The organism is Nitrospira sp. M1 (assembly GCF_965152605.1).
In genome coordinates this window covers 1,082,612-1,107,483 of sequence record NZ_OZ224217.1, presented here as the reverse complement: position 1 = coordinate 1,107,483, position 24,872 = coordinate 1,082,612, and the positions used below count along the sequence as shown (strand labels likewise).

Here is a 24,872-nt window from a genome sequence, read left to right as displayed (position 1 = left end):
CCCCTCTTTATTACGTGAAGACAACGCCTACCTAGTCTGCTCATTCATTAGAATTTTTTAATGTGACTCTAATCAGAGACTTAGGTCTCATTGATACGATGCACCCATAAGTTAAGGAGGGAATCATCATTATGATCAATGACACCAACAGAACCAACGTTAACCAGTATTCTTGTTCCCGATGTCAAGGACTTATGGCTCCAGAATCCTGCTTCAATTTGCACTACGATGCAGGAGAGATGGAAATTTTGACCTGGCGTTGCCTGCAATGTGGAGAATTAATCGACCCCGTCATTCTCCAAAATCGCATGAACCCTCTCCCCAATATGGGGAGAAGAAAGCCACGTCCAGCACTGCCGAACGTCCAACGGACATCCAGAGCCACAACGCTGACAAGCTCAGGCAGGTGAGAAATAGCGGTTGAGGAAATGACTGTCGGTAGTCATAACAACCCTGGTGATACAATGCCACATCGCATTCTTATTATTGATGATAACGCCGACATACGATGGATATTATCTGATCTACTGACATCGCACGGGTTTTATTGCGAGCAAGCCCACGATGCCATGACTGCACTCTCGATACTTGACCATTCTCACTTTGACGTTATCTTGACGGACTATCAAATGCCGAATATGAACGGTCTGGAGTTGCTGCAGAAACTTGCAGTATTGCCACATACCTCATCAATACCGGTCATTATGATTACCGCCTTTGGAAAGGAGACACTCGAAGCCGAAGCACGACAGGCCGGAGCCTGCGCCGTGCTTCAAAAACCAATTGATTCACTTGAACTGCTGACGGTTGTTACACGGACAATCGAAAAAACACGACCTCCTCACTCCGACCCTTGTCAGTGTTGCTAGCAAGAAAAAGGAGAGCCGGAACGGCTTCCCTGAGTCGCATCGGGATACCATCCCACCACATTGGTTACCCACGACCATAGACTTAGGCAAACGTTTCCGCCTCTCCCGTTTTAGGACACGGATCATAACATCTCGACTGACGTCCCATCACATATAGCAACAGCTCAAAGGCCGAACAATGGTCAATATGAGAACCAAACTATTCAGACAGAGACGCATCGACAATAATTTCGTACGTACAGTCTTGATCGTACTCTTCCTACTCTTTCCCTTAACAGTTGAAAGCGTATTCTCTGAGTCGATGCTCACATCGACACCGATGAGTGAAGATGAAGCAATTCAGCTAGGCGAAGAGTTTGGACTAATCATTGGAGAAGTTGATGAAGAACTTCGAGCGTACCTCGGACTTGAACGAGCCGAAGGCGTCGTAGTGTTTGAAGTCATCGGAGGAAAACCGGCAGATCTGGCAGGAATCAAAGCACAATCCATCATCAAAGAAATCGACTCCCATGATATTCATACCTTGAAAGAATTTGGCATTGCCCTCAAAACAGCGATGACAACAGAAAATTTCAGCTTAGCCACATATGAGCCGGCTGATCCAACAAACCAAGGCCTCACGGGTGGTGTCCACTTTCACTTTGTCCGCATCAAAAAAACCTAACTCCTGATCATTATACATCTCGCGTTGCCCAGCGAGATGACCTCCCCATCTACGCTCTTTTCTACAGCGAAGTCTTCTCAGATCATCGACAGACTATCCGTTAACCTCTTGTAGAAAAAGAATAATTGCCTAGAGCTCTGCAACACACTACACTATAGCGAATACCAATAAGTATCAGCTGAGGGATATCAACGAACTCCGCGCGATTACTCATTTCAAACGTTCGAAAGTTATTTCAAACGGCTATAGCGTGAAGGGACATTCTTTTTAGAATGAATCTAGTTTCCCATACGACTCTTGGAGGACTGTCATGATCAGAACTCGATTCATCTTCACCCTTTTGTTGTGTCTCATTCCAAATATTTCGTTCGCACAATTTGGTCTATTGGACGGTCTGAAAGAAAAGGCGACCGAACAGTTCGGATCGTTAAGTGACAATACCCTAGACAATGACAAAATAGTATCAGGCCTCAAAGAAGCCTTATCCGTCGGCACGGACAACACCATCAATCTCACAGGAAACCTTGATGGGTATCTCAAGAATGACGCCATTAAAATATTATTACCGAAACAATTACAGTCCATGGATAAAGGGCTGCGCGTCGTCGGCATGGGACCTCAAGTCGATGAATTCGTCGTTGGGATGAATCGTGCTGCCGAAGAAGCCGCGCCACTAGCCAAGCCCATCTTTCAGGATGCCGTCAAAGAAATGTCGGTGAAAGACGGAAAGGCCATCTTAAATGGCGGAGACACTGCAGCAACTGATTACTTCAAAAGCAAGACGAAGGACAAACTCACCGAAGCGTTTACACCAAAAGTTCAAGAAGCCATGGGCAACGTAGGAGTCGCCGCGCAGTACAAAGCGCTTGTCGGGCGCTACACCTCATTGCCATTCGTGAAGGCTGAACAGTTCGACTTAGATCACTACGTGGTAGGAAAAAGCTTGGATGGCTTGTTCTATACACTTGCGCAAGAAGAGCAGAAGATTCGAACTGATCCTGCCGCCCGCGTGACAAGTTTATTAAAAGACGTATTCGGAAAACAGGGAAACTAGACGAGAAAGACCGGCTTTTCTCACATGTACGTGGTTCATGATTCGTACGGGAAGGAGAGTCATAGACTTCATATTCTCCTAGCGCAACACCTTTTACGCCATTCTCAGTATCGTCAAAAGACGATCAGGAAATGCTCAGACACAGTAAGAGTCTACACACCCCATGAAAGACTCTACGAGAATAAACAGATTCAATTGTGTTCAGGGTCAGAAGAATTGGGGTCAACCGGATTAAAGCGTTGCAACCGGTCAACAAGTGGTTGAGCTTCTGGAGTTGACGTTCTGGTTGGTTCGCTGGGAGGGTGGTCCCAGGCAATGTGCGTGATATGATGTTCTTCAAACGTTCGACGAATCACGATGACCATGGCATCAAGCGTCACCTCATCGCTTTCACGAAGATCAAGACGACGATCTTCATTCTTCTCTGGAGGAGGCGTTTCATGAAGCAACGCCCAACACCGGTTAAACAAGGCTTCTCGAACCGGAACCGGAATCGTCAGCGTCTCTAAGTCTGACGTCGACAACGCCAACACCATGAGCACGAACTGTAAGTCGGGCAAGCCGGGGTTTTGAACATCGAGGGTCTGCATTGGAGTATGTTATCGTTGTCCATGAAGTGTTGACAAGAGTGTTCACGATAAAAATTCTTTATGGAACCTCAAGATCTTTCCCATATATTCGAGCGTATCGGGACACATCACGCCAGTAGGCGCCTCGAACTTCAAACTATTCACTCAGCGATTCGGTCCGGGCCGACCGGACTCCATATCAGCTTTGAAAACCTCGATCGTGTCGGCCCTCTACTCAAAGCGCTGCTCAAGATCAGCGGACTCTGGAATAGGGCCGTACGAAATTCACTGCATTACGAAATCATTGAACACCCTGTTCGTCTCCAAAATCTCCCGCCGTCATTTCAAGGCTTCCGCATCCTCCATCTTTCGGATCTTCATCTGGAAGGCATTGCAGACGGAGGTGCGGCACTCCACCGGGCAATCAGCCAGATTGACTATGATCTGTGCGTCATCACCGGAGACTTTCGATTGCTCACCTATGGGGACTATCAACAGACACTCATTTGTCTGGCTCCGCTTGTGAAGCACATTCAATGCACCCATGGCATCATCGGGATTCTTGGAAATCATGACTTTCTCGAAATGGTACCAGGTATAGAATCTCTCGGAGTTCGCATGTTGCTCAACGAAGCCATGCCCATTCAACGCGGCACCGAAACCATTTGGATTGCCGGGGTGGATGATGCCCATTGGTATGAAGTCGCCGATCTTACCAAAGCCCTGCAAGCAGTCCCGAAGCAAGGCCCGATCGTTCGAATTCTCTTGGCGCATTCGCCGGAAATTATTGAGGAGGCGGCCTTAGCCGACATTGACTTGTATCTCTGCGGACATTCACATGGAGGACAAATCTGCATCCCAGGAGGAACGCCCATCATCGTCAATAGTCGATGTGGGCGAGAATATGCGGCTGGATCGTGGAGACACCATCACATGCAAGGGTATACCACTCGAGGAGTCGGAACCTCATTGCTCCCCGTTCGCTTATCTTGCCGGCCGGAGATTGTCGTTCATCGTCTGTTTGCCACGACATGAACGAGTCAGCAGAATGCCGGCAATCCTTAGAATGGTAATTTCAACCCTCGTGGCAGTATAGACTTGGACTTACCTGACGTTAATAAATCTTGCAACAACGTGTTGTTTTGAGTAAGTCGATCGGTTAAGTCCCCACCAACCGCGCCCAAACTTCCAAGCCGTTTTTGTACATTCCGGATAGGTTCCTTTGTTTTCGCCTGAATGGCCACTTGAAGGTCTTGCTGGAAGCGGACGGCCACCTCATTCACCATTTTCCCTGCCGCACGTTGAACAATTTCATCCAAATCAGATTCAAGCGCCACATCATAGTGCTCTATCGTACCAGTCACATTCGCCTTGACCGATAACTGTGAAACATCTGCAATAGCTTTTCGTAACGACTGCGTCAATGGACGAGTGTCCTGCTGAGAACCTGCTGAAATATTCAACCCTGTCAACTGTCCTGATCCTTTAGCATTCAACGCCTGTCCGTTCAGCGAAGCCGTGATTGCGATATCAGCGGCCCCGTCATTCAGCGAAACAGGTAACTGCGCATCCTTCGATAGGACAATATCTTGAAGGTGAAAGTTCTTTGCGACAAATTGCATCTGATCCAAGGCTTGTGCAGGCTGACGGTGATCGAGCGTACCTTCCAGCATGAGAGACCGTACGCCTTTCAATTTTTCCCCGCTGAACGCAAACGTCAGAGGCTGACCAAATGTCGCCTGTTCAGGCGTGATGTTGCGAACCGTACCCGAAAGATCTCCAACATCGAGATTCAATGATACGTTTGCCAGACGAATCAAAAAGGCCACACCCGGTCCATCGGAAGATGCCGGGACCTCAGATTTTTCTGCTCCTTCACCTTGTTCAAGATACGGTTTCAATCGTTCATACCATGCCACTGCCTGCTGCACCCACGATCCAATATGGCTCCCGAGCAATGACTGGCTGAGATTAGCAAGTCCTTGAGGAGAGAGATTATATTTTTTCTGAAGATGCTGAATGTCACGTTGCGGTGCCGCTTTGATCTGCGCCAACCGTGTTTTCAAGAGTGCGATTTTCTCCTCGAATTCTTGTTTGGCATCTTTCACTTGCCGAACATCCGTTTCAATCTCTTTCTTCAGAGATTGGACTTCTTCGACACCGCTAAGAACCCCACCTATTCCACCTTTCGCCGATTTCTTTACCTGCTTGACCCGTTGTTTGTATTTCTTCACCTGTTCTTTGCCTGGCAACTGTTTTAAGCGCTCTTCCCAAATGTCCCGTTCGTGCTGAATATCGCTTTTTAGCGTTTCGATCAGTCTCACCGTTTCTAAATCTTCCTTTTCCAAAATCTCTTTGACGTTGGGAATTTCTAAAGCTGGGAGCGAAAGCGCGAACGCGCTTTCCGCAGGCTCAGAAACTGGAGCATTCCGGATAGCACCCGATGCCGAACGTTCGGTTCCGAACTGCACTCCCTCAACGGCCATTTCTTCGATAATCACCTGACTCCAGAGCAATGGCAAGACATCCAACCCCATGGCCATCCGAGCAATATCCACGGCATTCGACATCGGCTTATCAGGATTCGTGACTTGCAAACGGGTCAGCGTCAATCCAGATGGGAATAGGCTCAAATCGGCTGCGTCAAGTTCGACCTTGGCTCCAACTATCTCTGTTCCCTTGGTTTCAATGATATTCTCAACAAGCGTATCAACAATAAATATCCAAAAGACCGCAAGCACAAGGATAAGCATGCTTACTAGGCCAAAACTCCATTTCACGAGTGTCTTCATCCGTGTATACTCCCAGAGTAAATCAATCCGTAACGGTTGACGCAACGACCATGACTCATCTCAGTATTCGACACAGCACCACATGACATTGATGGGTGCCAAAGAAGAGGAAAAGACTCGTGTACGCAACCGACACAAAGCGTTTCTTTCACGACGTCGTTCCAGACCCACTCCATCAGGATACCTCTCAATTGCGTACCTGTCCAATGTCATGTATGTAGAGAGCAAGCATATAATGGGCAACACGTCCATGCAGCAGGTTTGCACGAAGAGCGACCTGACAGTACAATATGAGAATGCAAGAAGTGCTCAATACTCGATTACGAATTTGTTCGCTTTCTTGTGCCATGCTCATCATGCTGTGCGGGAGTCTTGGGTTCCTCTGTCCCATGATGCTACCAATGGCCGATGCCTCTTCTCTCCCGCATCACGAAATGGATGGAACGGAAGCGTGCATAGACTCCCTGCTCCTGACCTTGGCACAGAACCAACATGAACCGATTCATTCTATTGCACTCGAAACACCCACACCCTGGGGAAGCCTCGCTCTCCACAGAAATATCATCGACACGACTATCACCCAACACCCTCCTCGAAGCGGCCCGCTTCGCTATATCTTTCTCTCAACTCTGCTGATTTGATTCCGTTCGCTCACCCTCAATAACCCATAGCGCCATCTGCGCACTCAAGAAAAACCTGAAGCAGACTGGAGCCTGACGTCGATATCCACATGCGCCCTGGACCATGTGATGAGCCACGAACCATTGCTATGGAGTTACCCTATGCGAATGTACCCGTTCTCTCTCGTGAAATGTGCATGCACCATATTACTCATGTGCGGACATACGGCGTTCGCATACGACGACACGCACGATCACACCGTGACGACGGCTCAGGTCGAGCCATCACCACAACATGCCGTTGCTCAGCATTCAGAGAAGCATTCCTCAGAAAATCCACCAACTTCCATCTTTTCGGACCCCATGAGGAACAGAGACAACCCACTTGGCACCATTCAATCTCCCCGCATTGAGCAAGAGAAAGCGTATTCGCCTCCTCCACCAACGATGGGTTCTCAAATGGGTATAGTGAATACCCTGAACGTGCCGTCACTCGGATACGAGCTGGATGGAGATATCAAAGTCTTTACCCTGATCGCCCAACCCATCCACCATGAGTTTACCGACGGACACCCCATGGACCAATCGATGATTCCGCTCATGAATCAGTTTGTCGGGAACATGCACAACGAGAGACCCCATACCGCACAACATGGCCTCGTATGGGGGTATAACGGATCGATGCCCGGCCCGACGATTGAAGTGACGGAAGGCGATCGAATCCGCGTCATCCTCATCAATGAACTTCCGGAACCCACATCAATTCATTGGCACGGCTTAGAGATACCCAACCATCAAGACGGCGCAGGCGGGGTGACCGAAGCTCCCACTCCGCCTGGAGGCCAACACGTCTACGAATTTACGGTGCATCAGAATGGAACATTCATGTATCACACCGGGTTTAACGTCATGAAACAGGATGCACTTGGACTCGGCGGCCTGTTCGTCGTCCACCCTAAAGACCACACCTCACGACCGGACAAAGAGTTTGCAATCCTCCTACAGGAATGGACATTTGCTCCGGGAAATCCCAATCCCAATATCAGCTCAATGAATTTCAATTGGTTTACATTTAATGGCAAAGCCGCTCCAAGCATTGATTCCCTGAACATTCAGCAAGGAGACCGTATCCGCATTCGCTTCGGTAATCTGAGCATGCAAAGCCATCCCATCCACATTCACGGCTACTCCTGGAAGGTTGTTGGAACAGAAGGCGGCCCGATCCCGCCATCGGCTCAATGGCCTGGGTCGACGATCAACGTGCCACCAGGTACCACCCGTGATGTGGAATTCATCGCGTGGAACCCTGGATCGTGGCGTATGCATTGCCATCGCCTTCATCATGTGATGAATGCCATGGCCGATGCGCCCATGGGCATCATGCCGCATGGAGGCATGTTTACACTCGTTCATGTCACGCCCACAGACCCCGAAGCCGTCTGGCAACATCCAAGTCAACAGAAAAGGGAGAGACCATGAAGTATCCGGCTATCTGCGTGCTCATGAGTGTACTGTTCACCCAGGGCTGCGCCACGGTCGACGTCACACAGGATCAAGAGCGCATCATCAAGGAAAGTCTGTCGCGTACAGGAAGTCCGGTAGCCTGGCAACAAACAGCCGAGGATCATGCCCAGACCAAACACATGATTGATGATTTTCTCAAAAATGGTGTCACGCGCGAAGAAGCCATTCGGATCAGCTTGCTGAATAATCCAAGACTGCAAGCCACTCTGGAATCTTTAGGTATTGCCCGCGCAGATGTGGTGCAAGCCGGTCTCTACACCAACCCGGAACTGGGCACGCTCCTTCGCTTTCCGATAAGCGGCGCGACAGGGACAAACACCGAACTGGACCTGTTTTTTCGAATATCCGATCTCTGGAACGTTCCACTGCGACGCCACATCGCCGAAGTCGATGCACTCCGCATGACACAACTCGTCGTCCAAGAAGTGCTACAGACGGCCGCCGCAGCCCGCGATGCCTTTGACGACATGCTCCTACAAGAAGCCCTCTATCAATTCATGACCCGCAATGTTGAACTCTTTCACACAACAGTCCAAGAATTACAAGTCCGATTTCATGCGGGACTCGTCAATGATCTGGATATTTACCTCGCGGAAAACGTGTTATTCGATGGACAAGTTGAACTCGCAAGCATTCACGCCAAACGAGTGACAGCACGGACTCGACTGATTGAAACACTGGGCTTCGACCCGCTGGCGAATGCACAAATCAAGATACATGGCAACCTGGAACAACTTCCTCTTCGTGCGCTTTCCCCTGAACAGGGATGGGATATTGCCAAACGCCATCGTGTGGATTTACAACTCAATCACCTTCAAATTGAGCAAACCCGTCGGATTCTTGCCCTGCAAAAAGCCAGATTTTTTGGCGACGTTGGCTTTGGAGGTAACTATACGAGAGAGTTGGATCAGGTGCGCAGTGCGGGACCGCTCCTGGTTCTCCAAATCCCCATTTTCAATCAAAATCAAGGGGGAATCGCCCGAGCCGAGTTTCAATTGCGGCAAGCTGAACAACAACTCCAAGCCGCTGAGTTGGCGACCAAACAAGAAATTCAACACCTCTTGGCCGAACTCACATTTCACGAAACCCATGCTCAGCTATTTCGTGATAAAATGCTCGTCGCACAACAGAACGCACTCACTTACGTTGAACGATTTTATAACACCATGCAACTCAACAGCATCTTTCTTATCGAAGCCCGTCGCCGCATATTGGATACCCAGCGGGGATACTTTCAAGCTCTCCGGGCTTACCGACAGACAGAATCCAAACTCCAAGTCGCCTTAGGCGGGCAATTTCCGATGAACACCGATGTTCCATGACGTTCACGAAATTCACCCCCTCACATTGAGACGCCTGGAGATGGCATGCGCGTCACCGTATAATAGACATTGCTCACATGTGTTTGTTCTCCAGCGCAGCGAACGTCCACAACATTCGAAAGGGCAAAACCTCGATACAGAGCTGAATCGGCTCAGAAGAGCAATCTGAATACACCATGAAATTTGAAAAGTATCCCATTTCGGCAACAATCAAACACAACCTTGCTCAGCTCGGGTTTGTGCGAACCACAGACATTCAGTTTAAAGCCATCCCTTCAATCATGGCAGGCGAAGACGTCTTGGCGATTGCCCAGACCGGAACGGGGAAAACGGCAGCCTTCGCCATTCCGATCATCCACCACATCGATCACAGGAAAAGCAATCAACGTTCTCATGGCATTCAATGCCTCGTTATGGTTCCGACGCATGAACTCGCCATGCAGATTGGAGAGGTCTTTACCTCGCTGTCCAAACACACAAAAGTCAAAGCATACGCCATGTATGGCGGTGTGGAACAAGATCCGCAAATTCAAAAACTTCAACACGGCATCGATGTCCTCATCTCCACACCGGGCCGCTTGTTTGATCTGATCCATCAAGGTTACGTTGACCTCAGACGGGTCAACACCCTCGTCCTCGACGAAGCCGATCATATGCTCGATCTCGGCTTCATCGACGATATTCATGCGATCAAACGGAAGCTCACTCAACAACACCAAACCTTATTTTTCTCCGCCACCATCGATAAAGACATTAAAAAACTCGCGTATTCTCAAATCAGACATTCGGCTATCCGTATACAAATTTCACCAGAAAATCGTGTCTCAAAAAATGTCTCACACTATGTCATGTTTGTGGAAATGGATGACAAGCGGTTTTTCTTGGAACGATTTATGGCTGATAACCCTGACAGCCGGATGATTGTATTTGTGAGGACCCGTGTCCGCGCCGAACGGGTCGCCAAAGCCATGGGACGCGTGGGAATCGAAACAGTGACGATCCATGGCGACAAAGATCAACACGATCGTGCCGAGGTCATGAAAGCTTTCAAGGCCGGGGGCAGTCGTGCGTTAATTGCCACCGATGTCAGCGCGCGCGGGATTGACATCCCAGATGTTCATTACGTAATCAACTATGACTTACCGGACAAAGCCGAAAATTATGTCCACCGCGTAGGACGAACTGGTCGCGGTGTGAACAAGGGCACCGCCCTTTCGTTCTGTAGCAAAGAAGAAAAAGAACGGCTTGAAGAAATTCAAGGTTTTCTAGATAAACAGATCGATGTCATCAAAATCGCGAAAGAAGACTATGCCTTCACCATTCAACATCCCAGTGGAGAGGACACGTTAGAAGAGTTACTGGAAACCATGAACGAATGGGAGAAGCATAAAAAGAAGAAGAAAAGAAAATCTAAAAAATGATGATAGATAGGAGTGCAAACCCAGAAGCACCACACTCGCGCACCCGCGTGCTGTCAACAACAGAATGCTAACGACGCAACGTCAAGCCCTTGCTTGTCGCTCGCATCATGAGATAACAAATCGCCTTCATCCTCATCGACATCGTTCTATACACTTGTTTTCTGAAGACTCAGTTTCGATAACCACTTTGTCATCATCTTTGCTAATTCTTGAAAGTTAATAGGTTTCGTTACGTAATCATCCATGCCAGCCGCAAGACATTTTTCCCGATCGCCTTGCATCGCATTGGCGGTCATCGCAATAATTGGAACGTGCTCTCGCGTATCTTGTCGTTCGTGAATCATGTCTCGTGTTTCGTCCTCATACACTTCACGTTTCACGCGTAACGCTTCACATCTTCTAATTACTTTCGTAGCTTCATAGCCATCCATTTCAGGCATCTGACAATCCATCAACACGAGCGTATAGGGCACACGTGATACCGCTTCGACGGCTTCCTGCCCATTCCCGACAACATCTGCCCGATACCCCAAACGCTCCAACATCATGACCGCAAGTTGCTGATTGACTCCATGATCATCTGCCACCAGTATCCGCACCGAACTTCGAAGAACCTCATCATCCGTCACACTTGGCTCTACGATAGGTGCAGACTCGCGCTCCTCTTGTTGATAGCCCATGACCGTTGCGAAACAGTCATACAAAGATTGCATCCGAATGGGTTTCGTCACATAGCCTTCGAAGCCAGCCTCACGAGCTATTACAGAATCAATGCCTTGCCCCAATGCCGTCAACAAAATTAAACGCACAGCACTAAACGATGCATTCGCCTTTATGGTACGCGCCAGTGCTACGCCATCCATCTCTGACATCTTCATTCCGACAATAGCAAGGTCGAATGGCTCCTTCTCCTGTTCAGCCGCATGGAAACATGTCAGAGCCTCCGTGGATGTTGCAGCCGTCACACACGTCATTCCCCATTCTTCGGCATAGCGCGCAAGAAGATCACGATTCGCTCGATGGGCATCCACAATACAGAGACGAAGCCCGCGAAGCTGGTCACACTGCGGCAATACAACCTGTTCAGACTGCTTCTCAAGTTGAATGGTCATCCAAAACGTGCTCCCTTCGTTCGGAACACTCTCAACGCCAATCTTTCCATGCATCTGCTCGACAAGCTGCTTACAAATAGCAAGGCCAAGACCGGTCCCTCCATATTTTCGTGTTGTGGAGCTATCCGCCTGACTGAATGAGGCAAAGAGCTTCGCCGTGGCCTCGGGAGATATACCGATTCCTGTATCCGCCACTTCTACACGCAGAACAACGTATTCAGCTTCCTCTTGAAGAAGCTGAACCTGTACAGAAACTTCTCCATGCTCGGTAAATTTAATCGCATTGCCGATTAAATTCAGTAAAATTTGCCGAAGACGCCCTGGATCGCCTCGAAGGTTCACAGGGACATTCGCAGAAACAAGACCGATGAGTTCCAGATCTTTTTCTGCCGCCTTACTTGCGACTAACTCCAACGTTTCTTCGAGGGACGTGCGTAAGTTGAAATCAATCGTTTCCAGCTCCAGTTTTCCGGCTTCAATCTTTGAAAAATCAAGGATATCATTGATGATCGTTAATAAGGCTTCACCTGACCCCCGAACCGTATCGGCAAGATGATGCTGTTGAGGCGTGAGTGCGGTTTCGAGTAACAATCCGGTCATGCCGATCACGCCGTTCATCGGTGTTCTGATCTCATGACTCATCATCGCAAGGAATTCACTCTTTGCCTTTACCGCAGCTTCCGCACGCTCCTTCGCTTCAAGAAGTTCAAGTTCTGCGCACTTCCGTGTTGTAATATCAATGGAATACACGCGAATCGCATTAAAATCTGGAAGCAAGGTAATTTCTTGCTCATAGATGACATGGTCCATGTAGATCTCTCGACCATATGACGGCTGTCCACTAGTCTTCAATTTTTCAATAATCGCCGGCAAATCATGAATAAGCGGGTGAATCTCTGAGGCATGGCGATGCTCATCATAGATGGTTTGTGCGGCGGGATTCAGGTACCGCACCTGCCCGTCACCATTGACTTCGATGATCGGGTTGGGATTGCTTTCGGGAAATGAAGCCAAACGCCGCAACTCGGTCTCCCCTTCTAATTTCGCCTTCACAGCTTTTTGCGCTTCTTCCCGTACCCTTCTGAGCTCAAGCATTTGGGAATAGATTTTCTGTGACAACACAATCGCAACACAGAGAAAAATGAAGATCCCCGTCCCTCCAAGGATCAGCACTTCATCCCATCTGTTAGCCAAAGACTCTTCAACATGATTAAAAAGACGGTTCACCTCTTTCTGAATAAGGGCATGAATCTCTGCTTGCCGTTGATAGATATCTTCAAATACCAATTCAATTTCGCCTTTGAGCGTCGCACGTTCTTGGAGCAGACGTAGCATATTCACACGGTTATCTGTCTCTACGGCATTCTGATATTTGGTCTCCCATTGATCAGCCACAAGCACATAGGCTTTCAGATCTGCAGACACGGCCTCCAACCCAAGTAATGTGTTTCGAAGCTCGTGATCCTGACTTGCCTGGGATTGGACTCGGAGAAATCCCTGAAGTTTATCGATGGCACCGACTTTCCCATTTTTCAAGTCCTGAATGTCAAAAAGCGAAATCATTTGCCTCCGCACATCCGTCAAATGTTTCTCAATATTCGCTCGAGACACATTCAGCGCGTTCTCCTGGGCTTTTAAGTCCATCCGTGCTTCTTTCACTTGCCCCAGGGCAAAGTGAATCAAGCTGACAGCGTAGAGCCCAAACGCTAAGGCAAGGCTCACCAGGACCCACACCATCAACTGAATACGATATTCATCTTTCAAAAATTTCATAACGTACCGTTTTCTACATGCACACCATGCAACAGTCTATGTCCTATATAGCGCCCGGTCAGCAGAACTGTCGCTACGGCTTGCGGCGCCAATTCACATAGGTTTGTCGATAGCTCAATCATTCATCGTACGTCAGGTGTCAAAGTGTGGCGTCTGGAGGTTGCCAAAAACCAGATAATCCAGAGATGACAGCCACACGACTCCGTCTTGCTTATAGACAACAGCGCACGCTGTCGCTCTGACTGAGGTGATGGCCTATAGAGTCATTCAATAATCATTATCGAACAAAGAGTGTCAAAAATTAAATCTAACTTTTTGAAAGGCAATGGTATTTTCTCTGGCTTTCACCCTATATCGAATACCGCGATTGGTCGCTTCTTGACGATCTGTAACATACCCCTCCATTGGTCCTTATCCAGAAACACAAAAAAGGAAAACGACACACAACAACGAAAAACGAGAAACTTCGGCACCTAATGTTCGGCAATCTCTCGTCAATAGACAAAGACGTCTGACAAGCACACGAAACAATGACAACCGTCTCAATATACTGCCGTCGGTACAACCTGTGTTGTTGCGCTGTGCACATGATGTACATTTGGCTGAAAGTTATTTGGTTTCGCTACAATCGGAAGAAACATTTACAACTCGTGAATTTCACACAAACTTCTTACGATGAGACAGGCCATGGAATGTCTACATGCGACTTCGCACGTGTGATTCATGCCCGCTGTGCAAACGGAAATACGATTACGGGAGTGGAAGTCTTTCGAGCTATGTGGGAAGCCATAGGGTTACGGTGGCATGCACGATTGAGCCGACAAGCAACCATCACTCAATGGCTTCTTCGAGCCTATGCCTGGTTTGCCAAAAATAGATTACGACTGACACGAAGAGCAGAATGAAATATTTTCTCACGAACTCAACATGACGAACGAGAAAAAGAACCCGCCATTACCCCTTCACTTTTTGATAATGACACTTGCTGACTCCGCCTTATCAGGTCGTGCTTTTTCTCTCTCATTCAGTAGCCAATCACGATATTGTCAATGACAACAAACGAATTTCTACCTCTTTGAGAGACCGAAACACCGTAATTTTTTCTTTTTCGAAGACCGACTCATAGTCAATAACTCCCTGCCCACCAATTCCTACTGGACAGATAGGCAGTAGTTGAGCTTCGAGGTCACTCGCTAAGTTTTCCGCATCCTCATTTGATGGACGTATCGTGAGAGAAAATAAAATGAGTGCTGGACGAATAGCTCTGCAATACTCGACTAACTCATTAATCGGCATACGAAGTCCAAGGTAATGCGTTCGACAACCGCGTGACGTACAGAGATACGCGACGGTCAAGGCACCGACTTCGTGCGACTCATTCTGAGGACAGGCCACAACAACTGCAGGGCCATGCTCGTTCACACGCACATGATTCATCGCCGAAAATATTTTCTGTTTCACAAGATTGGACACGTAATGTTCTTGAGCAACACTCATTATTCCTTCGTGCCACAGATCACCAACCCGTTCAAGTAGTGGAAACAAAAATCGATGTAACGCCTCTTCGAACGGGATCACAGCCAATGCCCCATTGAGCTTTCGTTCAAAGACATCAAAGGCATGTTGTTGAACCGCATGGATCAACTCTGAGACGAGCTGCTCAGCTGGCGTTTCCACCTGAATAACTTCTACAGACGCCAATTGGGCACGCTTCAGAAGTTCCTCACGTCCAAGTTCTGCGAGTGAACCTATCGAATCTCCATGATCCACCCGTGACTTCAAATAGCGGAAAAACCTGACATCTTCGTCCGTATACTGACGATATCGATTTTTCCCACGGGTTGGAGTGACCAAGCCGTATCGTTTTTCCCATGCTCGGATGACATGAGGAGTGAGGCCTGTGAGCTTAGAAAATCTGTGAATTCTGTATGCAGGCATTGGTTATTTGTAACACCATGTCTAATGTACGTCAAAAATATGTCACGAAAACTATTGACAAACTATAACTACAATAAATAAGATTTGACATACATTAGACAAACATTAAATACAGAAAGGTCGAACAATGGTTAAACATTCTACATTCACACAGTCTTCCCAAGATTCAGTGAGCGTAGTGGAGACTAACCAACTTTCAACCCATTTTGATCATTGTCATCGATGCGGCAATTTGATGATCCCGCACTATTGCTTCGATGTAGCAAGTGACTCAGGAGAAGTCGTCGTGAACGCACTCAAGTGCTTCGCCTGCGGAGAAGTCATTGACCCAACCATATTACGAAATCGGAGTAAGACCACTTTTGCGAGACAGACCACCCCCGCAAGGCTTCGTCGACCAAGCAAGTCACCACAATTCACTCTTCACCGGAGCGCTTCTCGTGAAATTCTCGGTACATGGTCTGCCAGCGAATAGGCAAATTGAATGTAAGACAGTAAAGCAGGGTTTTCATACTCACCATCACCCAACAAAGGAGTCAGCACCATGACTAAGGTACCTACCTCATTTACCACGACCCTTTTAGCTAGCACCCTATTTCTTGCACCAGTGGGTTCGACATTCGCAGCAGAGCATGAAAACATGGCGAACATTCCACGCAGTGAATTCACGATGGGCAGTCAAGAGCACGGCGATGAGATACCTCACCAAGTCGTTCTCGATTCGTATTATATCGATAAATTTGAAGTCTCCAACAAGGATTACCGGGAATTTCTAAAGTCCAGTGGGCACACGGCGCCAGCCTATTGGGATGACCCTCGGCTCAACAAACCGGAACAGCCAGTCGTGGGAGTGAACTGGTATGACGCCAGCAAATTCTGTGAATGGAAAGGCAAACGTCTGCCGACAGAAGCTGAATGGGAACTTGGAGCGAAAGGCCCACGTGGCAGTCACTATCCGTGGGGACACAAACTCACAAAGGCTAAAGCTAATTATGGGCAGAATGTGGGTAAAACCTCTCCGGTGAATTCTTACCCTGAGGGAGCAAGCGACTACGGGCTTTACAACATGGCAGGAAATGTCTTCGAGTGGGTGTCCGATTGGTACGACCCAAACTACTATGAAGTTAGTCCAGCTATGAACCCCCAGGGGCCTGCAACAGGAATTGACTTCGCTAACCAAGGCGCCGTCAAAGTGTTGAAAGGTGGGTCATGGTTAGCGCCAGCCAGTTCACTCCATACAAGTCACAGATTTTGGAATCAACCAGAAAATAACTCCTACGGTGTGGGATTAGGATTCCGATGCGCCAAGTCCGCCTCCACTGACAGCATGAATGATGTGCAGTATGACTTCATGCATGCGCTCATCAGTATGGGTAAAGAAGAGTGGAAAGACGCCTTACAATCAATCGATAAAGCCCTCGAAGGTGACTCCGAAAACACGGAATATCAACAGACTCGTGAATTGATCATGAAGCAATTAAATAAGTAAGAAGGTGATGCTTGCGTGAGTCCCTCATAACTCACGGCTCTCAACCTGACGCGCTATCGACACACTGAAGGAGTACACATGACACATCTCACTAGACAAAAAAGCCGATTAGGCAAGACAAAAACGTCGTTGATCGTCGCAACAGTTTTTCTCATAAGCTCTGGAACGGCAGCCCTAGCAGACCAACCTCAGACAGACAAAGACATGGCATATATCCCGTTCTCGGCGGTCGTCATGGGCATCGATCAAGATGAATCCAAAAGAGACGCGCAGAAGGGAGAAACGCAAACAATGTACCAAAAACGCGCGAGTATGCCGTGGTCTCGTGAAGCCTTTCACGACGAAGGGCCGGCACATTGGGTCGTCCTGGATTCGTATATGATTGACAAATATGAAGTCTCCAATAAAAAGTTCGAACAATTCATGAAAGATACAGGACACACATCTCCCGCCTATTGGGATGATCCTCGATTGAATAAGCCCGAACAACCAGTCGTGGGAGTGAACTGGTCGGATGCCAACTCTTACTGCAAATGGGAAGGCAAACGACTCCCGACTGAAGCCGAATGGGAGCATGCCGCACGTGGATCAGATGGTAGGATCTACCCCTGGGGCAACAAGTTTGATGAGGCAAAGGCTAATTTTGGGAAAAACCTTAAGGCCACTCTTCCGGTAGATTCGCTCCCTGAAGGCGCGAGTCCTTTTGGACTTCATCACATGGCAGGCAATGTCTTCGAATGGGTCGAGGATTGGTATGATCCTAACTTTTACAAAAAGCTTCCTCACCCTGTGAACACAAAGGGACCATTGAAACCTATTTGGCTTGGAGGAACTGGTACATATGTCGATCGCCTGACGACCGGAGAAAAACGGGTGATTCGCGGCGGATCATGGATTGCAGCCAAATCCAGCATTACCAGCACTCATCGATTCTGGAATAACCCCATGAACAATAGCTATGGGGTCGGGCTCGGATTTCGGTGCGCCAAAGCCGCACCTCAATCCATTGTCAACGACGTTCGTACTCTGACGATTGAAGCTATGAAGAACATCGGCATCGAAAAACATGAAGTGGCGAAAAAAAATCTCGATCAGGCGTTACAGCTAGACCCGACAAATGAGGAGCTCAAACAGATGCGAAGTCTTCTGAATTAATCGTACACCCTCGTTATGGTACACCCAGTGTACGGATGATCCATAGAAGAACAGCAGGAGGCCAGAGCGATGAACATTATGAATAACTCACAACACACATTGCGACACGCATATCGTGGATTTTTCGGTCTTATGGCACTCACAATTGTTTGCTGGACTCCCTATGATTTACGTGCCTCAGAAGGAGGCTATTCTTCGAAAGCAAGCACTGGTGATCCCATCTATGCAGCTGCACAAGCCGTCGACGTTGCGTGGGAGGAGTTTCATCGATCCGCCATCGAGGGGACTCTGGCCTCCCCCACCATCCAGGCCCATATTGAACAACAATTACATGAAGCACGTGGCCTCGTCATGAGGGCCAGACAAGCAGGGAGAAAAGGAGATCTCCTGTCGGTTCAACAAATCACGAATCGAGTCATCGATTTATCGAAGACAATTGTCGCGTCGAGTCGGGAGAGAAAACAATGAAGATATGGTTGAATATGTTTTTCATACTCGGATTCTTCGTTTCCAACGTAAGTCTTCTACCAGCGAAAGAAGCATTCATTGAGAAAGACCCTGTAGAGATGGTCACCATACCGGCTGGGCCATTCATTCATGGAAGCACAGACTCGGAAGGCCGACCCGATGAACGACCACGCAGAAAAATATTTCTCCATGCGTACACACTCGATAAATACGAAGTCACGAACCGTCAGTATCAGAAATTCATTGAAGAAACGCTTCATAAGCCACCATTAAACGTCTACAACGATGAAAAAGATTTTGACATCTCCGGCGTAGAAGAGCTGCCAGTCGTACAAGTCACATGGCATGACGCCGTCGATTATTGTTTCTGGGCGGGGAAACGGCTGCCCACCGAAGCCGAATGGGAAAAGGCGGCCAGAGGGACCGACGGACGGATCTATCCATGGGGAGACTCTACGCATGACACCGTCCCTGCCAATTTTGATGGAGAATGGAGAGGAGTCGAGACTCTTATGAACGCCACATCGCTTCCAGAAGGAGCATCACCATATGGCATCCATCATATGGCAGGGAATGTGAGGGAATGGGTCGAAGATTGGTACACCCCTGACTACTATAAGAACTCGCCGGAGCGAAACCCCAGGGGGCCAGATTCGGGAATATTAAAAGTCATTCGAGGAGGATCCTGGCGTAGCTTCCTTCCTGATCTACGAGTCATGTCGAGAGGGAAAGGCGGATTCGCATTAAAAACTCACGGGATTGGATTCCGGTGCGCCCGAGATGCCAGTCTGAGCAAACACGCAAAAGATCCCGCGGCCAACGTACGAGGCAAGACAGATTAATTCATGAGCTGAGGAGCTGGATATGGGAAAGAAACTTGTGACTCACATTATCACGCTGACCGCTTGTGTATTCTTCATCATGATCCACAGAGCTCTTCCGAATGATACGTCTCACATGTCACGTGACATCAATCCAGAATTAGTTGCCGGATTTATTTACTCGGTTATTGAGGCAGATCGAACACTCTACACTCAACACGTGGTAGAGCGAATGCAAGATACAGGCACGGTCATGGCCACAGAAGGCTGGAAACATAAAAATGCGATACCTCTGCCAGCACAGATGCTCCTCATGTCTGGAAAGCGTACGGAAGATGCCGGTTATGGTCTGAAATACCGACTCGCCAGCTTATGGCCAATCTACGAAAAAAATGGTCCTACATCAGACTTTGAGCGACGGGGACTAGAGGCCATTCAAAAGGCCCCTGATCAACCAGTTACCGGCATCGTGCTTCACGACAAAAAACGTTATTTCAAGGCGATCTATGCAGACAAAGGAGTTTCCAAGGCTTGTATCAATTGTCATAACACCCACATTCTGAGCCCCAAACGTGATCATCGACTTGGTGATGTGATGGGAGGGATCATTATCTCGTTTCCACTAGAGTGACAGAAGTTTCCTGTCACATCGAAGGACGTGGTTCATGCCTGAGGTGCCCGAGAAGGAGGTCCATCACGATGCGTACGGCAATCCTTCAGACTGTTCATTCATCAAACGTGATTGGATTTTTTATCGCCATGATGGTTTTCACTGAGTTCACGCCCACCTTGGCTCAAGCAGAATCAGAGGAGGTCGGACATGTGTCAGGCACTATCACAATGGACGGCTCACCACCTCCCTCGAAGAAATTCAATCTCGCAACATACCCAGACCCGTATTACTGCGGTCGAGTATCAGATGGAAAAGGATGGAGACTTGGACCGAAGGTCCAACTCGGAAATGAACACCGTATGGCAAATGCGATTATCTACATCAAGGACATCGAAACTCCTGCCCCAAGAGAGTCTCGCACCACTACGGTCAAGGCACGAGATTGCCGTTTCACCCCCTACATCGAACGGCTTCGCACTGGCGATCATCTAACATTTCAGAATTGGGATCCCGTTCTTCACAAACTCGAAGTCTTTCAGGCTACAGCACAGGGCGGACGTTTACTCGTTCGTCAAGACCTCAAGCCGCATGGCCATTCTCGCAAAAGTGATTTCCTCCAGACAGGGACGACAGGCCTTCATCAATCGGGTCCAGCCATACAGCACACAGTGAACACACCAGGCGTTCTCTTCATCCGTTGTGAATATCACAGCTACATGCAAGGATGGGCTATAGCCCTATCTCACCCCTACTCCGCCACGTCCAATGCCGAAGGGAAGTTCACCATACCCAACGTACCCCCAGGATCCTACACATTGATCATCTGGCATCCAGTGGGCCAAACAGAGCGACTCGTTCAGATCAGAAAACACGAGACGCGGCATCTCAAACTTGAACTTCAGCCAACACCTTCACCAGTTGAGACCAAACCCGAAGCGAAGCCCAACCCTTTTGGAATAGAGTTGCTTGGGGACTCTCATATTGTTCCTTCTGTCGAACTGCAGCAAGAGGGAGAGTAAGGGATAACATGTATACGCTATCTTGCTTACTTAGTCGGTCGTGTCAGCAGGGAGATACGGGGAAGTTGTATAATAACTTGACCATATCAATAATTCGTTCACCGTTCTTCACTTCGATGAGGAAAAACCCATGAACGTCATCGTGACAGGGGGAACAGGGTTTATCGGTCGCCAAGTCTGCCAGGCATTGATTGAGAAACACCATGCCGTGACGGTGATATCCAGACAGCCTACGCCATCACAAAGACACACAGTCACTCATACAAAGACAGTAAATTGGGATATGCTAGAACAGGCCGTGAATGGCGCTGATGCCATCATCAATCTCGCCGGTGCCCCAATTGCCGACGCACGATGGACGCCTTCACGAAAAGACATACTTCTCAAGAGTCGAATTGAGACGACTCGTCGACTTGTGACAGCCATAGGTCACGCTTCATCAAAACCCAGCCTGTTGATCAATGCGTCAGGAATCGGATTCTATGGTTCTGATGACACTGCGATCATGACCGAAGCGTCACCCAAAGGTGAAGGATTTTTGGCCAATCTCTCTGAGGAATGGGAACTCGAGGCCAATCGTGCTGCACAACATGGAGTACGAGTGATCTGCCTTCGCATGGGCATGGTGCTCGGAACAGAGGGAGGGGCCCTGCGTAAAATGACAACACCTTTCAAATTCTATGTGGGTGGCCCTATTGCTCCAGGCACTCAAAAAATCTCATGGATCGACATTCGTGACCTGACACGGCTATTCATCTGGCTTCTCAAGGAAGAAAAGGTATCCGGACCTATCAATGTGGTCGCTCCAGAATCTGTCTCTATGAATGAATTTTGCAAAACGTTGGGCACGGCCTTACACCGTCCATCGTGGATACCCGTTCCAGCATTTGTCCTTCAATTGTTGCTCGGAGAGCTTTCTGAAATGTTAACCACTGGACAACGGGTTATTCCCCAAAAACTTACACACGAAGGCTTCGACTTCATGTACCCAACTCTGGATCAGTCATTTGCGTCATTATTGGGAGATTCAATGCCAGCACCTGCGGCCAAGTAGGTGAAGGTGAGTCTGGTCATGGGACAACACACGCACACAAGAGGCGACACCGGTTATCCTTTCTTCGAACCGTTTGCACGATATCGTTATTCTTGCGCATTGTTTTTCTGGAAAATCGAACCACTTGAGGAGACGCGATAATGTTGCAACACACGTTAGCCTATCTTCATCTCTTAGCGCTCGCCGTCTTAGTCGGCAAAGTCGTGTTCCTTTCATTTGTCACCGCACCGGTTCTTGCCCGTAATCTTGAACCTGAATCATTTGCTCGTGTTGTCCGGCAATTATTCCCACGATACTACGCACTCGGAATGATCAGCGCTGCAGTAGGATGGGCCACGATCACCGCGTTAGCCGTCCTACGAGGGTTTGGCCCATTCGATGTCGTATCTTCAGGCCTGTGGCTCGGCATTTTAGCCATTGAAAATTATTGCCGCACACCATTGACGCATCAGATCAATGAACTCAGCGATACACTCAAAGTCAATGCCGCACGAGGACTCAACACACCGTTGATGGCCAAACGACGAGACGCACTCCATCGTCTTTCCGTACAATTGAATAGTGCGGTATTGGTCATGGGGCTCTGCCTCATGGGATTTATCTAACCACATTTACGAAAGGGGCACATCATGTTTTTGAAATTTTTCATTATCACGTTTTTCTCACTTTCGTTGTATGGACTGCCGGTTACATCCGCTGACATGGGACATGCACCTGACTCATCCGCCAATCTACCCAACGGCATTATCGGCGTGGCCTTGCATATTTCCGCTCATCGAGTCGGAGATCCAGCCAGCTTATACATTCGGGCTATTCATCCTGAAGGCCCTGCCGCAAGAGCCGGACTGGCACATGGAGACGAAGTTCTTCAAGTTGACGGAACAGTCCTCAGTGGAAAAACCTACCAAGAAGTTGTGGCGATGATTCGCGGGGAAGTGGGAAAATCCGTCACACTCCAAGTCAAAGGTGAGCAAGGCCTTCGAGACGTTTCCATTTCTCGAATTTCAGAGAATACACTCATGGATCACCCCAAAACCTGACGCATGGATTGATGACCACCAGGAATCATCAAACAAGTTGCGAACATGTAAGAATGATGAAAACAACACCTGTCACAATTATGTGGTTTCGGCAAGATTTACGGCTGCAAGACAATCCAGCGTTGCAGGCAGCCCTGCAGAGCAAATTACCGATCGTGTTCGTCTACATCTGGTCAGTGAACAACCACGACAAGTGGACGATGGGAGGAGCAAGTCGATGGTGGCTTCATCAATCCCTGGATGCCTTACAGACACAACTCAACAAGAAAAATCATAACCTGGTGATTCGCCAAGGAGACTGCCTGCCCACCCTGCAGTCGCTCATTCAAGAAACTCATGCGACGAGTGTGTACTGGAATCGCTGCTATGAACCATCCAGAAGAGCGGAAGACCTTCAGATTCGAGAGGCATTGCAGGCGATGCATGTGGCAACACACGAATGTCAAGGATCTCTCTTAATCGACCCAGAACACGTCACCAATAATTCGGGTCGACCCTATCAAGTCTTTACATCATTCTGGAAGCGCTACCTATCAGAAAATATTACACCCACAAAACCCATGTCGATTCCTACAGGCCTCTCAACTAATCCTATACGCCCAAAGTCTATTGCCCTCACACAATTAGGCCTCGAGCCCACCATTGACTGGGCCGACGGTATTCGCTCAACGTGGACGCCTGGAGAAACTGGGGCACACAAACAATTGAAACAATTCATCTCCACACGATGTGTCTCTTATGCACAAGATCATGACCGACCAGATCGAGAGCACACATCGGAACTATCCCCACACTTGCACTTCGGAGAGATCAGCCCGCAGACCGTGTGGACTCGACTCACGAGCAGACTTGTCACTGACCAGAGGAAATCGTTTCACATTGGAACCACAGCCGTGCTTCGACAACTCGTCTGGAGAGACTTTTCATATCATCTCCTCTATCACTATCCGCACACGCCAACGAAACCATTGCGGGAAAAATTTTCAAGGTTCACATGGGATACCAATCCTACCGCATTGCGAAAATGGCAAAAGGGCTTGACCGGCTATCCATTTGTTGATGCCGGCATGCGACAACTTTGGGAAACTGGATGGATGCATAATCGTGTTCGCATGGTCGTCGCCTCATTCCTCACGAAACATCTGCTTCTGCCCTGGCAACGTGGAGCCGAATGGTTTTGGGATACCCTGGTTGATGCCGACCTGGCCAATAATACGATGGGATGGCAATGGGTTGCCGGGTGTGGTGCCGATGCCGCTCCGTACTTCAGAATCTTCAATCCCGTGACACAGGGGCTAAAATTTGATCCGATCGGCGAGTATGTTGGTCGTTGGGTCCCCGAGCTTGCAAAACTCCCGACGCCGTGGATTCACAAACCCTGGGAGGCGCCTCCACTCCTATTAGCAGAGCATGGCATCACACTTGGGAAAACGTATCCCTACCCTATCGTTGACCATCAGAAAGCTCGACAACGTGCCTTGGCCGCTTTTGCCGTACTCAAACATGAGTCGGAGAAGTCAGAGCCAGAACACGCATCACCGATGAGGCAATAGCA

The 24,872-nt window shown here is 48.6% G+C and carries 23 protein-coding genes; 19 read left to right on the top strand and 4 right to left on the bottom strand.

All coding sequences use genetic code 11. The annotated features are described in order from the left end of the window. The first annotated feature begins 464 nt into the window (after positions 1 to 464). The 3 genes from ACWHX8_RS05310 to ACWHX8_RS05300 all read left to right on the top strand — a co-directional run bounded on the left by ACWHX8_RS05310 (position 465) and on the right by ACWHX8_RS05300 (position 2,587). Positions 465 to 869 (top strand): response regulator, encoded by a 405-nt coding sequence (locus ACWHX8_RS05310; RefSeq protein WP_447970922.1) that lies wholly within the window; start codon positions 465 to 467, stop codon positions 867 to 869. A 301-nt stretch (positions 870 to 1,170) separates the two neighbouring features. Further along, a complete protein-coding gene (locus ACWHX8_RS05305) occupies positions 1,171 to 1,533 on the top strand; it encodes a hypothetical protein (RefSeq protein ID WP_447970921.1) in 363 nt (120 codons plus the stop codon). 310 nt (positions 1,534 to 1,843) lie between these two features. Further along, entirely contained in the window at positions 1,844 to 2,587 is a 744-nt protein-coding gene (locus tag ACWHX8_RS05300) for a DUF4197 domain-containing protein (RefSeq protein ID WP_447970920.1), read from the top strand. Positions 2,588 to 2,778: 191 nt separating this feature from the next. Here ACWHX8_RS05300 and ACWHX8_RS05295 read toward each other — a convergent pair whose 3' ends face one another. After that, a complete protein-coding gene (locus ACWHX8_RS05295) occupies positions 2,779 to 3,177 on the bottom strand; it encodes a hypothetical protein (RefSeq protein ID WP_447970919.1) in 399 nt (132 codons plus the stop codon). Positions 3,178 to 3,237: 60 nt separating this feature from the next. Here ACWHX8_RS05295 and ACWHX8_RS05290 point away from each other — a divergent pair, with 60 nt between their 5' ends. Continuing rightward, positions 3,238 to 4,191: a metallophosphoesterase gene (locus ACWHX8_RS05290; protein ID WP_447970918.1), complete on the top strand. Its 954-nt coding sequence runs from the start codon at positions 3,238 to 3,240 to the stop codon at positions 4,189 to 4,191. A 26-nt stretch (positions 4,192 to 4,217) separates the two neighbouring features. On the opposite strand, the gene ACWHX8_RS05285 is transcribed toward ACWHX8_RS05290, so the two are convergent. Then, positions 4,218 to 5,948, bottom strand: coding sequence for a TIGR03545 family protein (locus ACWHX8_RS05285; protein WP_447970917.1), 1,731 nt, complete (start codon positions 5,946 to 5,948; stop codon positions 4,218 to 4,220). 290 nt (positions 5,949 to 6,238) lie between these two features. Here ACWHX8_RS05285 and ACWHX8_RS05280 point away from each other — a divergent pair, with 290 nt between their 5' ends. The 4 genes from ACWHX8_RS05280 to ACWHX8_RS05265 all read left to right on the top strand — a co-directional run bounded on the left by ACWHX8_RS05280 (position 6,239) and on the right by ACWHX8_RS05265 (position 10,835). After that, positions 6,239 to 6,589, top strand: a complete 351-nt coding sequence (locus ACWHX8_RS05280) for a hypothetical protein (RefSeq protein WP_447970916.1) — start codon at positions 6,239 to 6,241, stop codon at positions 6,587 to 6,589. Between the two features lie 141 nt (positions 6,590 to 6,730). Further along, a complete protein-coding gene (locus tag ACWHX8_RS05275) occupies positions 6,731 to 8,047 on the top strand; it encodes a multicopper oxidase domain-containing protein (protein WP_447970915.1) in 1,317 nt (438 codons plus the stop codon). Further along, positions 8,044 to 9,414 carry a TolC family protein gene (locus ACWHX8_RS05270; RefSeq protein WP_447970914.1) on the top strand — a complete coding sequence of 457 codons (1,371 nt, stop codon included), beginning with the start codon at positions 8,044 to 8,046 and terminating at the stop codon, positions 9,412 to 9,414. Before ACWHX8_RS05275 ends, ACWHX8_RS05270 begins: the two co-directional genes overlap by 4 nt. A 176-nt stretch (positions 9,415 to 9,590) precedes the next feature. Then, on the top strand, positions 9,591 to 10,835 hold the full coding sequence (locus tag ACWHX8_RS05265) for a DEAD/DEAH box helicase (protein WP_447970913.1): 1,245 nt from the start codon (positions 9,591 to 9,593) through the stop codon (positions 10,833 to 10,835). A 146-nt stretch (positions 10,836 to 10,981) separates the two neighbouring features. On the opposite strand, the gene ACWHX8_RS05260 is transcribed toward ACWHX8_RS05265, so the two are convergent. After that, on the bottom strand, positions 10,982 to 13,720 hold the full coding sequence (locus ACWHX8_RS05260) for a response regulator (RefSeq protein ID WP_447970912.1): 2,739 nt from the start codon (positions 13,718 to 13,720) through the stop codon (positions 10,982 to 10,984). Between the two features lie 587 nt (positions 13,721 to 14,307). On the opposite strand from ACWHX8_RS05260, the gene ACWHX8_RS05255 reads away from it, so the two are divergent. Next, positions 14,308 to 14,625: a DCC1-like thiol-disulfide oxidoreductase family protein gene (locus tag ACWHX8_RS05255; protein WP_447970911.1), complete on the top strand. Its 318-nt coding sequence runs from the start codon at positions 14,308 to 14,310 to the stop codon at positions 14,623 to 14,625. A 130-nt stretch (positions 14,626 to 14,755) separates the two neighbouring features. Here the strand turns inward: ACWHX8_RS05255 and ACWHX8_RS05250 are convergent, their stop codons facing one another. Beyond that, on the bottom strand, positions 14,756 to 15,658 hold the full coding sequence (locus ACWHX8_RS05250; protein WP_447970910.1) for a MerR family transcriptional regulator: 903 nt from the start codon (positions 15,656 to 15,658) through the stop codon (positions 14,756 to 14,758). A gap of 544 nt (positions 15,659 to 16,202) precedes the next feature. Between ACWHX8_RS05250 and ACWHX8_RS05245 the strand changes: the two genes are divergently transcribed. The 10 genes from ACWHX8_RS05245 to ACWHX8_RS05200 all read left to right on the top strand — a co-directional run bounded on the left by ACWHX8_RS05245 (position 16,203) and on the right by ACWHX8_RS05200 (position 24,870). Then, a complete protein-coding gene (locus ACWHX8_RS05245) occupies positions 16,203 to 17,147 on the top strand; it encodes a formylglycine-generating enzyme family protein (RefSeq protein WP_447970909.1) in 945 nt (314 codons plus the stop codon). Positions 17,148 to 17,225: 78 nt separating this feature from the next. Next, positions 17,226 to 18,302 (top strand): formylglycine-generating enzyme family protein, encoded by a 1,077-nt coding sequence (locus tag ACWHX8_RS05240; protein ID WP_447970908.1) that lies wholly within the window; start codon positions 17,226 to 17,228, stop codon positions 18,300 to 18,302. Between the two features lie 69 nt (positions 18,303 to 18,371). Then, positions 18,372 to 18,770, top strand: coding sequence for a hypothetical protein (locus ACWHX8_RS05235; RefSeq protein ID WP_447970907.1), 399 nt, complete (start codon positions 18,372 to 18,374; stop codon positions 18,768 to 18,770). Continuing rightward, complete coding sequence (locus tag ACWHX8_RS05230) at positions 18,767 to 19,612, top strand: formylglycine-generating enzyme family protein (RefSeq protein ID WP_447970906.1); 846 nt, start codon at positions 18,767 to 18,769, stop codon at positions 19,610 to 19,612. Before ACWHX8_RS05235 ends, ACWHX8_RS05230 begins: the two co-directional genes overlap by 4 nt. A gap of 22 nt (positions 19,613 to 19,634) precedes the next feature. Beyond that, positions 19,635 to 20,222 carry a Tll0287-like domain-containing protein gene (locus ACWHX8_RS05225; RefSeq protein ID WP_447970905.1) on the top strand — a complete coding sequence of 196 codons (588 nt, stop codon included), beginning with the start codon at positions 19,635 to 19,637 and terminating at the stop codon, positions 20,220 to 20,222. Between the two features lie 68 nt (positions 20,223 to 20,290). Continuing rightward, the gene (locus ACWHX8_RS05220; protein ID WP_447970904.1) at positions 20,291 to 21,223 is read left to right on the top strand and encodes a carboxypeptidase-like regulatory domain-containing protein; all 933 of its coding nucleotides are present in this window, start codon (positions 20,291 to 20,293) and stop codon (positions 21,221 to 21,223) included. Between the two features lie 130 nt (positions 21,224 to 21,353). Further along, positions 21,354 to 22,277, top strand: a complete 924-nt coding sequence (locus ACWHX8_RS05215; RefSeq protein WP_447970903.1) for a TIGR01777 family oxidoreductase — start codon at positions 21,354 to 21,356, stop codon at positions 22,275 to 22,277. A gap of 140 nt (positions 22,278 to 22,417) precedes the next feature. Then, positions 22,418 to 22,882 (top strand): DUF4149 domain-containing protein, encoded by a 465-nt coding sequence (locus tag ACWHX8_RS05210; protein ID WP_447970902.1) that lies wholly within the window; start codon positions 22,418 to 22,420, stop codon positions 22,880 to 22,882. Positions 22,883 to 22,906: 24 nt separating this feature from the next. Beyond that, complete coding sequence (locus ACWHX8_RS05205) at positions 22,907 to 23,317, top strand: PDZ domain-containing protein (protein WP_447970901.1); 411 nt, start codon at positions 22,907 to 22,909, stop codon at positions 23,315 to 23,317. A gap of 53 nt (positions 23,318 to 23,370) precedes the next feature. Continuing rightward, positions 23,371 to 24,870, top strand: a complete 1,500-nt coding sequence (locus ACWHX8_RS05200; protein WP_447970900.1) for a cryptochrome/photolyase family protein — start codon at positions 23,371 to 23,373, stop codon at positions 24,868 to 24,870. Positions 24,871 to 24,872 lie beyond the last annotated feature (2 nt).

What these genes read in the sequence shown, in the direction of transcription:
- ACWHX8_RS05310 (WP_447970922.1), top strand. Translation starts at nt 465, where the DNA reads ATGCCACATCGCATTCTTATTATTGATGATAACGCCGACATACGATGG.
- ACWHX8_RS05305 (WP_447970921.1), top strand. Translation starts at nt 1,171, where the DNA reads ATGCTCACATCGACACCGATGAGTGAAGATGAAGCAATTCAGCTAGGC.
- ACWHX8_RS05300 (WP_447970920.1), top strand. Translation starts at nt 1,844, where the DNA reads ATGATCAGAACTCGATTCATCTTCACCCTTTTGTTGTGTCTCATTCCA.
- ACWHX8_RS05295 (WP_447970919.1), bottom strand. Translation starts at nt 3,177, where the DNA reads ATGCAGACCCTCGATGTTCAAAACCCCGGCTTGCCCGACTTACAGTTC.
- ACWHX8_RS05290 (WP_447970918.1), top strand. Translation starts at nt 3,238, where the DNA reads ATGGAACCTCAAGATCTTTCCCATATATTCGAGCGTATCGGGACACAT.
- ACWHX8_RS05285 (WP_447970917.1), bottom strand. Translation starts at nt 5,948, where the DNA reads ATGAAGACACTCGTGAAATGGAGTTTTGGCCTAGTAAGCATGCTTATC.
- ACWHX8_RS05280 (WP_447970916.1), top strand. Translation starts at nt 6,239, where the DNA reads ATGAGAATGCAAGAAGTGCTCAATACTCGATTACGAATTTGTTCGCTT.
- ACWHX8_RS05275 (WP_447970915.1), top strand. Translation starts at nt 6,731, where the DNA reads ATGCGAATGTACCCGTTCTCTCTCGTGAAATGTGCATGCACCATATTA.
- ACWHX8_RS05270 (WP_447970914.1), top strand. Translation starts at nt 8,044, where the DNA reads ATGAAGTATCCGGCTATCTGCGTGCTCATGAGTGTACTGTTCACCCAG.
- ACWHX8_RS05265 (WP_447970913.1), top strand. Translation starts at nt 9,591, where the DNA reads ATGAAATTTGAAAAGTATCCCATTTCGGCAACAATCAAACACAACCTT.
- ACWHX8_RS05260 (WP_447970912.1), bottom strand. Translation starts at nt 13,720, where the DNA reads ATGAAATTTTTGAAAGATGAATATCGTATTCAGTTGATGGTGTGGGTC.
- ACWHX8_RS05255 (WP_447970911.1), top strand. Translation starts at nt 14,308, where the DNA reads ATGATGTACATTTGGCTGAAAGTTATTTGGTTTCGCTACAATCGGAAG.
- ACWHX8_RS05250 (WP_447970910.1), bottom strand. Translation starts at nt 15,658, where the DNA reads ATGCCTGCATACAGAATTCACAGATTTTCTAAGCTCACAGGCCTCACT.
- ACWHX8_RS05245 (WP_447970909.1), top strand. Translation starts at nt 16,203, where the DNA reads ATGACTAAGGTACCTACCTCATTTACCACGACCCTTTTAGCTAGCACC.
- ACWHX8_RS05240 (WP_447970908.1), top strand. Translation starts at nt 17,226, where the DNA reads ATGACACATCTCACTAGACAAAAAAGCCGATTAGGCAAGACAAAAACG.
- ACWHX8_RS05235 (WP_447970907.1), top strand. Translation starts at nt 18,372, where the DNA reads ATGAACATTATGAATAACTCACAACACACATTGCGACACGCATATCGT.
- ACWHX8_RS05230 (WP_447970906.1), top strand. Translation starts at nt 18,767, where the DNA reads ATGAAGATATGGTTGAATATGTTTTTCATACTCGGATTCTTCGTTTCC.
- ACWHX8_RS05225 (WP_447970905.1), top strand. Translation starts at nt 19,635, where the DNA reads ATGGGAAAGAAACTTGTGACTCACATTATCACGCTGACCGCTTGTGTA.
- ACWHX8_RS05220 (WP_447970904.1), top strand. Translation starts at nt 20,291, where the DNA reads ATGCGTACGGCAATCCTTCAGACTGTTCATTCATCAAACGTGATTGGA.
- ACWHX8_RS05215 (WP_447970903.1), top strand. Translation starts at nt 21,354, where the DNA reads ATGAACGTCATCGTGACAGGGGGAACAGGGTTTATCGGTCGCCAAGTC.
- ACWHX8_RS05210 (WP_447970902.1), top strand. Translation starts at nt 22,418, where the DNA reads ATGTTGCAACACACGTTAGCCTATCTTCATCTCTTAGCGCTCGCCGTC.
- ACWHX8_RS05205 (WP_447970901.1), top strand. Translation starts at nt 22,907, where the DNA reads ATGTTTTTGAAATTTTTCATTATCACGTTTTTCTCACTTTCGTTGTAT.
- ACWHX8_RS05200 (WP_447970900.1), top strand. Translation starts at nt 23,371, where the DNA reads ATGATGAAAACAACACCTGTCACAATTATGTGGTTTCGGCAAGATTTA.